Annotated in this window: 13 protein-coding genes and 3 pseudogenes; 2 read left to right on the plus strand and 14 right to left on the minus strand. The window is 61.8% G+C overall.

The features are described from left to right. Window positions 1–124, plus strand: a pseudogene (locus BVER_RS32810) (IS5/IS1182 family transposase); the annotation flags it as partial. Between the two features lie 417 nt (window positions 125–541). On the opposite strand, the pseudogene otnC reads toward BVER_RS32810, so the two are convergent. The 10 genes and pseudogenes from otnC to BVER_RS23555 all read right to left on the minus strand — a co-directional run bounded on the left by otnC (window position 542) and on the right by BVER_RS23555 (window position 7,346). Then, window positions 542–1,185 (minus strand): annotated as a pseudogene (gene otnC, locus BVER_RS23510) (3-oxo-tetronate 4-phosphate decarboxylase). Then, window positions 1,186–2,465, minus strand: a pseudogene (gene otnK / locus BVER_RS23515) (3-oxo-tetronate kinase). Then, entirely contained in the window at window positions 2,465–3,358 is an 894-nt protein-coding gene (gene ltnD / locus BVER_RS23520; protein ID WP_050455338.1) for an L-threonate dehydrogenase, read from the minus strand. Before ltnD ends, otnK begins: the two are co-directional and overlap by 1 nt. A 22-nt stretch (window positions 3,359–3,380) precedes the next feature. Further along, window positions 3,381–4,085, minus strand: coding sequence for a FadR/GntR family transcriptional regulator (locus BVER_RS23525; protein WP_050455339.1), 705 nt, complete (start codon window positions 4,083–4,085; stop codon window positions 3,381–3,383). Between the two features lie 87 nt (window positions 4,086–4,172). Beyond that, a complete protein-coding gene (locus tag BVER_RS23530; RefSeq protein WP_050455340.1) occupies window positions 4,173–4,511 on the minus strand; it encodes a thioredoxin family protein in 339 nt (112 codons plus the stop codon). Window positions 4,512–4,572: 61 nt separating this feature from the next. Further along, window positions 4,573–5,100 carry a chromate transporter gene (locus BVER_RS23535; RefSeq protein ID WP_050455341.1) on the minus strand — a complete coding sequence of 176 codons (528 nt, stop codon included), beginning with the start codon at window positions 5,098–5,100 and terminating at the stop codon, window positions 4,573–4,575. After that, window positions 5,097–5,660, minus strand: a complete 564-nt coding sequence (locus tag BVER_RS23540; RefSeq protein WP_050455342.1) for a chromate transporter — start codon at window positions 5,658–5,660, stop codon at window positions 5,097–5,099. The genes BVER_RS23535 and BVER_RS23540 overlap by 4 nt, the downstream gene beginning before the upstream one ends. Window positions 5,661–5,759: 99 nt before the next feature. After that, entirely contained in the window at window positions 5,760–6,695 is a 936-nt protein-coding gene (panE, locus tag BVER_RS23545; protein ID WP_050455343.1) for a 2-dehydropantoate 2-reductase, read from the minus strand. Between the two features lie 49 nt (window positions 6,696–6,744). Beyond that, window positions 6,745–7,116: a hypothetical protein gene (locus BVER_RS23550; RefSeq protein WP_198155345.1), complete on the minus strand. Its 372-nt coding sequence runs from the start codon at window positions 7,114–7,116 to the stop codon at window positions 6,745–6,747. Further along, window positions 7,113–7,346, minus strand: a complete 234-nt coding sequence (locus BVER_RS23555) for a hypothetical protein (protein WP_157056190.1) — start codon at window positions 7,344–7,346, stop codon at window positions 7,113–7,115. Before BVER_RS23555 ends, BVER_RS23550 begins: the two co-directional genes overlap by 4 nt. Window positions 7,347–7,373: 27 nt before the next feature. Here BVER_RS23555 and gnd point away from each other — a divergent pair, with 27 nt between their 5' ends. Next, window positions 7,374–8,780 carry an NADP-dependent phosphogluconate dehydrogenase gene (gnd, locus tag BVER_RS23560; RefSeq protein ID WP_050455345.1) on the plus strand — a complete coding sequence of 469 codons (1,407 nt, stop codon included), beginning with the start codon at window positions 7,374–7,376 and terminating at the stop codon, window positions 8,778–8,780. 63 nt (window positions 8,781–8,843) lie between these two features. Here gnd and BVER_RS23565 read toward each other — a convergent pair whose 3' ends face one another. From BVER_RS23565 to BVER_RS34465, 4 genes are all read right to left on the minus strand, one after another. Continuing rightward, complete coding sequence (locus BVER_RS23565) at window positions 8,844–9,449, minus strand: LemA family protein (RefSeq protein WP_198155347.1); 606 nt, start codon at window positions 9,447–9,449, stop codon at window positions 8,844–8,846. 35 nt (window positions 9,450–9,484) lie between these two features. Then, window positions 9,485–10,207 (minus strand): hypothetical protein, encoded by a 723-nt coding sequence (locus BVER_RS30550; RefSeq protein ID WP_157056191.1) that lies wholly within the window; start codon window positions 10,205–10,207, stop codon window positions 9,485–9,487. Between the two features lie 38 nt (window positions 10,208–10,245). Beyond that, window positions 10,246–10,920 (minus strand): TPM domain-containing protein, encoded by a 675-nt coding sequence (locus BVER_RS23570; protein WP_198155346.1) that lies wholly within the window; start codon window positions 10,918–10,920, stop codon window positions 10,246–10,248. 37 nt (window positions 10,921–10,957) lie between these two features. After that, on the minus strand, window positions 10,958–11,213 hold a 256-nt coding region (locus BVER_RS34465; protein ID WP_232316727.1), incomplete at its 5' end, for a hypothetical protein.

Below are 11,213 nucleotides of genomic sequence, written 5' to 3' on the forward strand. Positions count from 1 at the left end.
CTTTAAGCGTATCAAGCATTTTCGTCGCGTCGCCACTCGATATGACAAACTCGCCCACAGCTACCTCACCTTTGTCTCCATCGTGTCTGCCTTCGGGCCGCTCTTAAATGTAAACAGGACCTAGGAACAAGAAACTTAAGTGCTTAGCGCTGCGTGGCCCGCGCTCTTCGTCGAAGCGTTGACCGAGGTAGGGCCGAATAACAATAAACGCGATGCCGCATTCGAGGTCGTTTCGCTGATCACCTGCCAGTGGCCCATGCTGACCTAAACCGGCCGCGAAGCGAGGCCGGAGTATGCCGAAGGGGACCGTTACCTTCTCAGGCGAGAAAGCGCGAATCGCATGGGAGCCACTAACCGAACACACTGCAAAAGCACTCGCTATTGCCGGGCCAAGTCTAAATTCCTGTGCCGCGGCCGCTCAAGAAGGTGCTTAGGATCGGCAAGCGGCTTTCATTGGTTACTTTCTTTGCCGCCGCAAAGAAAGTGACCCCTCCGCCGGGGAGGCGGCTACTGCATAAAACCAACAAAAACCCTAAGCAACTTACCACCGAGCTCCAAACGTACTAACGAGCTCCTCAATAGCCGAGCCAGGCAACCCCTCCGGCCGAGGCAAAACCGAAAGATAAAGCTGAGCCGTTTCTTCGAGCTCTTCGAGCGCATAGGAAGCGTGCGAAACGCTCTTTTCCCAAACCACGGGCCCAAGCCTCTCAAGCAAAACCGCACGCACTTTAGAAGCCAAAGCGGCAACTTCTTCAGCAACAGCAGGATCGCCAGGCCGGCGATAGGAAATCAGAGGAACGTGCCCGACCTTCATCACATAGTAAGGCGTGATAGGCGGCAAGACGTCATCGCGAGACCAAACGCCGGCAAGCGTCAAAGCCACAAGCGAAGTGGAATGCGTATGCACGACACCATGCGCGGAAGCATTGTTCTCATAGATCCGCCGATGCAGCGCCAGCGTCTTCGAAGGCCGTCCACCGGACACATGATTGCCCTGCAAATCGACCTTGGCGATATCCGCCGGATCGAGCCGTCCAAGGCATGCATCGCGGTCGGCGTGATGAGCCAGCCATCCTCGAGCCGCGCGCTGATATTCCTCGCGCTGCCCACCGTATAACGCCGCTCGTACAGGCTCTTGCCCGTGACGCAAATTTCCTCGCGGATCACACTCTCTTTCGATGCCATTTACAGTGCCTTCAAAGCCTTGTCGAAGAAATCGGTCGTGCCGAAATTGCCGGACTTGAGCGCGAGTCCCAGCGCATCGTCGGGACCGGCGCCGATGGATTGCGTCGCCGGCACGCCCGGATCGATCAGCGGTCCGATGCGCAACGACGTCACGTCCAGCGCCTGCACCACCGCGCCCGATGTCTCGCCGCCCGCGACCACGAACTTGCGCACGCCCTCGTCGCGCAGCTTGCGCGCAATCGACGCCAACGCGTCCTCGACGAGATGCCCCGCCTTCTCCACGCCCAGTTCCTTCTGCACCGCCTTCACTTCGTCGGGCGATGTGACGTCGCGTAGATCAGCACGGTCTCGTCGTTCTTCATGTGGCCGCGCGCGAATTCGAGCGCCTGCTCGACGACCGGCTCGCCGCGCGACAACGCCAGCGGATCGACACGGAAACTCGGCCGCGACGCGTTCCATTCCGCGACCTGCGCGTTCGTCGCCTTCGATGCGCTGCCCGCCAGCACCACCGACAAACCGTCGATCTTCGGCAGATCGGCGGCGTGCTCCGCGTGCGTCAGCAGATTCTCCGCGCGGAAATTCTGCGGCAAGCCGAGCGCGATGCCCGAGCCGCCCGTGATCAGCGCTAGATCGCGGCACGCTTCGCCCAGCGTGTAGAGATCCGCGTCGGACACGGCATCGGCGATGGCCAGACGCACGCCTTCCTTCTTCAGATCGTCGATGCGCGCGCGAATCGCGTCCGCGCCCTTCGCGATGGTGTCGTAGCGAATCAGCCCGACTTTCGATTTCGTCTGACGCTGCAACACGCGCACGAGATTCGGGTCGGTCATCGGCGTGAGCGGATGATTCTCCATGCCCGATTCGTTCAGCAGCACATCGCCGACGAACAGATTGCCGCGAAAGATCGTGCGGCCGTTCTCGGGGAACACCGGGCACGCGATGGTGAAATCGTCCTTCAGCGCATCGAGCAGCGCGTCCGCGACCGGGCCGATATTGCCCTTGTCGGTCGAATCGAAAGTCGAGCAATACTTGAAGATGAACTGGCGGCAACCCTGTCCGCGCAGCCATTGCAGCGCTTCGAGCGATTGCTGCACGGCGTCCTCGGCGGCGATCGTGCGCGACTTCAGCGCGACGACCAGCGCGTCCGCCTCGATCTGCGTTCCCACCGGCGGCACGCCGATGCTCTGCACCGTGCGCATGCCGCCGCGCACCAGCATATTGGCGAGATCGGTCGCGCCGGTGAAATCATCGGCGATACAGCCGAGCAGTGCCTGCGCCATTACTTCGCTCCCTTCGGGACTTCGATACCCGGAAAAATTTTGATGACTGCGGAATCGTCTTCGCCGCCGTGACCCGCGGTCGACGCCATCATGAACATCTGATGCGCCGCCGCCGACAAAGGCAACGGAAATTTGCTCGTGCGGGCCGTGTCGAGCACCAGACCCAGATCCTTCACGAAAATATCGACGGCCGACAACGGCGTGTAGTCGCCCTTCAGAATGTGCGGGACGCGGTTTTCGAACATCCACGAATTGCCCGCGCTATGCGTGATGACGTCGTACAGCGCGTCCGGATCGACGCCTTCGCGCAGGCCGAGCGCCATCGCTTCGGCGGCGGCGGCGATATGCACGCCCGCCAGCAACTGATTGATGATCTTCACCTTCGAGCCCGCGCCATGCGCGTCGCCCAGGCGGTAGACCTTGCCCGCGATCGCGTTCAGCACGTCTTCGCAGGCGGCGTAGGCATCGGCGGGGCCGGAGGTCATCATCGTCATCTCGCCGGAATTGGCCTTGGCCGCGCCGCCGGACAGCGGCGCATCGACCATATGCACGCTTTTCTCGCCGATGCGCTTGCCCAGATCGATCGCGAATTGCGGCGAGACCGTCGCGCACGCCAGCACCACGCTGCCGGGCTTCATCGCCGCGACGGCGCCGTTCTCGCCGAACAAGACCGCTTCCGTCTGCGCCGCGTTGACGACGACCGTCGCCACCACATCGCACTTGGCGCCCAGTTCGGCCGGCGTCGCGCACGCAATGCCGCCTTCCTTCGCGAACGCATCGAGCACGTGCTGACGCACATCGCATGCATGCACCGCAAAACCCGCGCGCAACAGCGAGCGCGCAACGCCCATGCCCATTGTACCCAGCCCGATCACTCCGACGTTTTTCGCCATTTCGTTTCTCGTATTCAAATGTTCAAGCGATGCCCGCTTCCGCCAACCGGCGCGCGGCGTTGATGAGATGCGTCTGCGCGGCGGCGCGCGCGGTCTGCGGATCCTGCGCGCGAATCGCCTCGACGATTGCCGCGTGCTCCTCCAGCACCTGACGCATGAAGTCCTCGCGCAGCGCCTCGTTGCCGCGCGTAACGAGCGTGCCGGCTTCGAGATACTGATTCAGGAAGGTGAGCGTTTTCAGGAAATACGGATTGCCGGTCGCGCTCGCAATCTCGCGATGAAACGCCACGTCTTCCGCGACGCCATCGCGCCCTTCGCGCACGGCTTTCGCGATGCGCGCCAGGGCCGCGTCGATGGCGATCATCTGCGCATCGGTGCGGCGCGTGGCGGCTTCGGATGCAACTTCGGCTTCGATCGCGCGTCGCAAGGCCAGGATATGCAGCACCGCGCCCGGCTCGACCGCCTGCGCGTAATCGATACGCAGCGGCCGAATGCCCTTGCGCTCGACGATAAACACGCCGCTGCCCTGCCGTGGCTCGACCATGCCCTCGTTTTTCAGCCGCGACACCGCTTCGCGAATCACCGTGCGACTCACGCCGAACGCCTGCGCGAGCACGGCCTCGCTCGGCAGCTTGCCCGTTTCGGCGAAACTGCCTGCTTCGATCTGCTGCTGCAACTGCTGCGCGACCGTGTCGCTCAGCGCGCGCGGCGGGATCTTTTCGAACATCGTGATCGGCGGGGCTTGTAAGGTCATCGGGTCATCATACAAGTTTTTGAGATACAACTCGACCAAGGGATAACCCTTGGTCCGGTCTTATTGCGCGAGTGGTTCGTCGATCAGCGCGAGCGCGTCGCGCACTTCGGCGGCATCGCGCGGACGCACCACGCGCGCGACTTCCTTGCCGCCGAGCATGAAGACAAGCGTCGGCCAGAGCGTCACGCGGAACGATCGGCCGAGCGCGCGGCTTTTGCCGTCCTCGATTTTCATATGCGCGATATCGCCGTGACCCTGAAATGCCTGCGCGATCAGCGGCTGCGCGGCGCGGCAGTGGCCGCACCAGTCCGTGCCGAACTCGACGACGGTCGGCGCGGTCAGCGCATCGATCTCGGCGCGCTCGGGTGCGGTTTTCGCGTATTCGGTGTTCATGCTCATGGCGCTGTCCTCTTTTCGATCGTTCTATTTTCAGGGAACGGCGGAATCGCTGCTCAACCCTTTATTGCCCGAAGCCCGTCAGCCCGATCAACGCGCCCGCCGCCAGCAGCCACAACGGATGCAGCTTCGTTTTGTACGACAACACCGCCACCGCGACGGTGATGTCGACCAGCACCGCCGTGCCGTCCGACGCCTCCGCGATCAGCAGCGCGCTCGCCGCGACCAGCCCCGCCGTGATTGGCACCAGCCCGACCTGGATATAGCGCCGCCACGGGCGATCCTTGAACCGCTCCCACGCGTGCATCGCGAAAATCGTCACGCACGACGACGGCCCGAACTTGGCGATCGACGTCACCAGCACGCCCGGCCATCCCGCGACGTGCCAGCCGATCAGCGTGACGACCATCATGTTCGGTCCCGGCGCGGCCTGCGCGAGCGCGAACAGCGCGGAGAAATCGGCCTTGCTCATCCATTGATGCACTTCGACGACCTGCCGCTGCATCTCCGGAAGAATCGTGTTGCCGCCGCCGAACGCGAGCAGCGAAAGCTGGCTGAAGATGCCGGCAAGCGAAAGCAGCGTGTCTTTCATCGTCCCACCTTGCGGGCGATAAAAACGGAGATCGGCGTGAGCACGAGCATCGACGGAAGCAGCGGCGTGCGCAGAAACGCGATGGCGATAAACATCAACGCGGCGATCACGGCCGCTTCGGGTTTGTGCCGCAAAGGCAGAAGAATCTTGACCGACATCGCGACCAGCAAGCCCGCCGCAGCCGCCGCGAGCCCTGCGAACAGATGCGCGATACGCGGATCCTGATGCGTGCGCTGATAGATCACGCCGAATCCGATCACGATCAGCGACGGCCCGACGATCAGCCCGAGCAGCCCCGCCAGCGCGCCCGCCAAACCGCGAAACTTCATGCCGACCGCGACTGACAGATTGATCACGTTGCCGCCCGGCAGAAACTGGCACAGGCCGAGCAGATCGGTGAATTCGTCGGCATCGAGCCACTTGCGACGCTCGACGATTTCGCGTCGCGCCAGCGGCAACGCGCCGCCGAACGCGATCAGTCCGAGCGTCAGAAAGCCGGTGAAAATCTCCGCGATGCTCGGACGCGGAGTGGATTCGGTGAGCGTGGTGTCGTGGGCCATAACGCGGACGCGTGACGCGGCGGATAGGAAAGCCGCAAGCGTACAGCGAGCGTCCGCGCGCTCCAAGCGTTCCGGTTTCGACGTCAGCGCGTTGAAAGCCTACGCCGCCGACGCGTGCGCCCGGCGCGATTCATACGCCTTCAGATGCGCATACGCGAGCTCCAGCATCGACGCGCCTTCGAGCTTCGAGCGACGCCGCGCGATCAGATCGCCGACGATGTGATCCGCCTCGATGGCCGCGCCGTTTTCCAGATCGCGCAGCATCGATGCCGTCATCGGCGATTCGCGGTCGCCGAAGAACGAGCGCGCCCGCGCGATGGTCGCTTCGCTCGGCGGATGATCGTTGTCGGCCGCGACGTTTTCGCATTCCATAAAGAGCCGCTTGAGGATTTCCTCGCCGCCGGGCGCGGCGAGAATATCGCGGATCGGCGCGCGCATCAGGCAGGTGCCGGTCGCAAGCGTCGCAAGGAACACCCACTTGTCCCACATCGACTGGAGCACGTCTTCGCTGACGGTCAGATCGAAACCGGCGTCGCCGAGTTGTGCCTCGATCGCTTCGACGCGCAGCGAGCGGCCGCCCGCGCGTTCGCCGAACACCATCGTGTGCATGCTGCTCATCTGCACGATCTCGCCTTCCGAGTTGACGGTCGCGGCGATCGAACATTGGCCGCCGAGCACGTTGGCGGGATCGAAACGCGCGTCGAGCGCATCGAGATGGGCCATGCCGTTGAGCAGCGGCAGGATCGCGGTGTCCGGGCCGACGGCGGGCGCGAACGATTCGATCGCGCCCGGCAGATCGTAGGCCTTGCAACTGAGGATGACGAGATCGAACGGCTGGGCGATGTCCTTCGACAGAACCAGCGGCGGATCGGCGAGATTGAGCTCGCTCACCGGGCTATGCACGATCAGGCCGCGTTCGCGCAGCATGGCGGCGCGCCGCTCGCGCACGAGGAACGTGACGTCCCTGCCTTTCGCCAGCAGCCGCGCGCCGAAGTAACCGCCCGTCGCACCCGCACCTACCACCAGAATCCGCATGTTTCGCTCCGTTATTGTGGTTCGTTCTCGCCGAAGGCTCGATGCCTGTTCAAGCTTGCCAAACGCCATAGCCCGCTTCCCGCAGGCCGATGGCCAATTCCACTTCCATGTCGCGCGCGCCGTCGTAGGGCATCGGGTTGTACATCTCGTACAGGTTCGGCAGCAAACGCAGGCCGAACTCGCGCACATAGCGGTTCGACTGGATGCCCGCCTTGTGCTTGTCGAAACGCACGTCGGGATCGACGCCCGTCATCCCTACATAAACGAAAGGCATGCCGAGCACGTAGTCCGGGTTGGCGCGCCGGAAGCGCGCTTCGTTCCAGACCATGTCCGACAATTGGACGACGTAGACGTGATAGTGATGACGCCGTGCGCGCCGGACTTGCGCCATATTCTCGGGATGACCGTTTCGGCCGTTCATTCTATGTGGGATTCGTCCGCACGGCAGCGCGGGGCCTGCTCGATCAGGCTCAAAGTGGTAAATTCCATCGGTCCGCTGCGCGCGACGGTCGCGCTGCTGGTAGAGTTCCGGCCCGCGCCGCGCGCGGTCCGTCGAGCTTCGGCCAGCGCCGGCCGCCCGAGGACGACCTCTTCGGCGCGCCGCATCCATCGATACGTTTTTACCCCGAGGCCGCGCGCCACGAGCCGCACGGCTTTTCGGAACTTCGGAGATCAAGCATGAGCAAACAAGCTATCGGCGTGGTGGGCCTCGCCGTCATGGGCCGCAATCTGGCCTTGAACATCGAGAGCCGCGGACACGCCGTTTCGGTCTACAACCGCAGCCGCGCCAAAACCGACGAACTGATTGCCGAACAGCCCGACAAAAAGCTCGTGCCGACCTACACGCTCGAAGAGTTCGTCGAGTCGCTGGAAAAGCCGCGCCGCATTCTGATGATGGTGAAAGCCGGCGCAGGCACCGACGAGACCATCGCGCAACTGCGTCCGCTGCTGGAAAAGGGCGACATTCTCATCGACGGCGGCAATACGCACTTCACCGATACCATCCGACGCAATCAGGACCTCGCGAAGTCGGGACTGCATTTCATCGGCACGGGCGTGTCGGGCGGCGAGGAAGGCGCGCTGAAAGGCCCGTCGATCATGCCGGGCGGACAGAAGGAAGCGTGTGAACTCGTCGCACCGATCCTGACCGAGATCGCCGCGAAGGCGCCGGACGGCGAGCCGTGCGTCGCGTACATGGGTCCCGACGGCGCGGGCCATTTCGTGAAAATGGTGCACAACGGCATCGAGTACGGCGACATGCAGCTGATCGCCGAAAGCTACGACGTGCTGAAGCGCGTGGCGGGTCTGTCGAACGAGGAACTCGGCAAGGTGTACGTCCAGTGGAATCAGGGCGAGCTCGATAGCTATCTGATCGAAATCACGTCGAAGATTTTCTCGAAGAAGGACGAGGAAACCGGGAAGGATCTGGTCGACGTCATTCTCGATCACGCGGCGCAAAAGGGCACGGGCAAGTGGACGAGCCAGAACGCGCTGGACCTCGGCGCGCCGCTGCCTTTGATTACCGAAGCCGTATTCGCGCGCGTGCTGTCGTCGCTGAAGACGCAGCGTGTGGCGGCAGCCAAGGTGCTGAGCGGCCCGACGCCTAAGTTCGATGGCGATCGTGCGGCGTTCGTCGAGTCGGTGCGGCGCGCGTTGTATCTGTCGAAGATCGTGTCGTATGCGCAGGGTTTTGCGCAACTGCACGCGGCATCGGAAGAATACAACTGGGATCTGCATTACGGCGAGATCGCGAAGATCTTCCGTGCGGGCTGCATCATCCGCGCGCGCTTCCTGCAGAAGATCACCGATGCGTACAAGACGAATCCCGAACTGGCGAATCTGCTGCTCGATCCGTACTTCAGCGATATCGCGGCGAAGTATCAGGACGCGCTGCGCGATGTCGTCGTCGCGGCGGTGAAGGCGGGCATTCCGGTGCCGGCGTCCTCATCGGCGATTGCTTATTTCGATGCGTATCGCTCGGAGCGTCTGCCCGCGAATCTGGTGCAGGCGCAGCGGGATTTCTTCGGCGCGCATACGTTCGAGCGGACGGATAAGGAAGGGAGTTTTCACGCGAATTGGGCGTGAGGATATCCGTGGATGAAGGAAGGGGCGGCTTTGGGGCTGCCCTTTTTTTTGTGTATACAGCGCTTATTTCGACGGCGCTTGCATCGGAAATTCGAGCTTCGGCGCATTCGAAATCGAAGCGGCATCGGCAACACTGAAATTCGGGCGCGGCACGTAACCGAACGCCTTAGCCACCAGCACGCCGGGGAACCGCCTGATACTCAAGTTGTACATCTTCACCGCCTCGATGTAACGATGCCGGGCGACCGTAATCCGGTTTTCCGTGCCTTCGAGTTGAACCGACAAATCGCGAAACAGGCTGTCCGCCTTCAATTCGGGATAGCGCTCTGAAACGATCATAAGCCGTCCGAGCGCACTCGAAAGACCGCCTTGCCGTTGATCGAACGCAGCGAGTGCGGCCGGGTCTTTCGCCATTTCGGGCGTCATCTGCACGCTGCCGACACGGGCGCGGGCGCTTGACACTTCCGTAAGAACCGTACTTTCATGTTGCGCGAAGCGATTCACCGCTGCGGCGAGATTAGGGACAAGATCCGCGCGCCGTTGATATTGGTTCAACACTTCTAACCAGGCGGCATCCACGTTTTCGTCAGAAGTCTGAATGGCGTTATAGCCGCATCCGGACAGAGTAATCAGCAAGCACAATACCGCCAGCCTCCGATACCACTTCATCATTTGTTGCCGTCCTTCTTAACTTGTATTGAGTTTTACCAACTGTCCGAAGCGCCGCCGCCACCACTGTCCCCACCGCCACCGGAAAAGGAATCGGACGAACTGCTGTCCGCGGACGAACCGCCATCCGATGATGAAGTGCTGTCCCATGAACTTCCGGTCCACGATCTGTCAGAACTCGAGCGGCTCGAACTCCAGCTTTTGGAACGCGAACTGCCGGACTTCGATATCGCTCGGGATCGCGTGGCCGACCTGGCGCGCGTCGCGGAAGTGGAGGGCGAAAGATCCACACCGGCAAAGAACAGTCCAAACAAAAACGCGAGATCCATTAAATAAAAGCATGCGACGACGAGCGAGCATGCACCGCCCAAGACAGCGACGTCCATGGCAAGCGGCAACTTCTCGGAAACAGAAAAAACTGCGAGATAGCCCGCCGTAGCGAGACAGACCAGTCCCGCTATGTTGAAAACAAATTTGCGAACGCCGTCGAACCGAGCCATTAACATTCCGAGTGCTAAGGGACACGCGCCTAGCCAGAACGCCAGCGACCACGCATCGAACGCGCTCTCATGACCGAACCATCTGTGCGGGGTAGAGGTGAGCAAGACGACGTTGAGCATGTAACCGGGGATCGTGGACACACTCAAACCGCGCCACGAAAGCCTTTGCCGTGCAATCCCCGCGCCGAGCAAGAGATTGATCAACATGACCGCGCCGAGCGCTGCAACTTGTTGCGCGCGGTCGACGAAATCCTTCACCACGTCGCGTTTTGCCGGCGCGTCGACGGTCGTGTTCCTTATGTCGTAAAGCGAAGCGTCCGATGGTTCCGATTCGTCTTCCCGGTTCGACTGATCCGCACCTGCAAGCTCGGGAACATTGGCGGCTTGCCAACGGATGCGGTGCCGGTTGCGGCGTCGCGCAGAGCATTCACTCCTATCGTAACGGCGATATCGTTGACCGCATCGCGCAATCCGGCTTCGAATCGATTGGCCGCGAAAGCAGGCTTGATATCGTAGGCAATGATGTGCGCCGCGATCACGTCCGTCACCGTCCCTTCCAGACCGTACCCCACCTCAAGACGCACTCGCCTGTCTTTCAGCGCGACAACCAGTAACAGGCCATTATCGACGCCCGCCTGTCCAAGCTTCGACTTCGCGAAAACCTGCACAGCGTATTCTTCGATCGATACGGAACCGGTCGATTCGACCAGTAGCACAGCGAGTTGAATCCCGGATTTCAACTCTATTTCGTGGAGACGCGCGGCAAGTTCGTCCTTGCAGGCTTTCGACAGTGCGCCGGGCAGATCGGTGACGCGCGTTCGCAATACTGGGACTGCGGCCGGACCTGCGAAAGCGGAACTCGTTGGCGAGGCGGCCACCGCTTGTGAACAGGCAGATTCGACAGGCTCGGATTCGCTTGCCTGTGCACGGCCCGGTGCCCAGACAATCGACGAGACGAACATAAACAGCATGAAGGCGAGCCATCCGCTTCGTGACGTTCCCCTTTGGTCACTCAAGCACGTTCTGTCCGTCCTCCATCGGCCCCGCATCTTTCTGCACTCGAAATCTTATCTTGTATGAAACAACGGCCTGCACATGTCTAAACAGCATGCGCGAATCGCGCCGCACGGATTTACTTAGTCTGATCTGCAAAATTGAATTTGCCGGAATGGACCCGACGACGCAGTCTGGTGCAGACGTAAACGCACATCTCAGCCAGGTCTGCAGCGCACGAGTAGAGGTTGAGGCATGACGTTGAGCTGAA

It is taken from the genome of Candidatus Burkholderia verschuerenii, from assembly GCF_001189365.1.
GTDB classification, from domain to species: domain Bacteria; phylum Pseudomonadota; class Gammaproteobacteria; order Burkholderiales; family Burkholderiaceae; genus Caballeronia; species Caballeronia verschuerenii.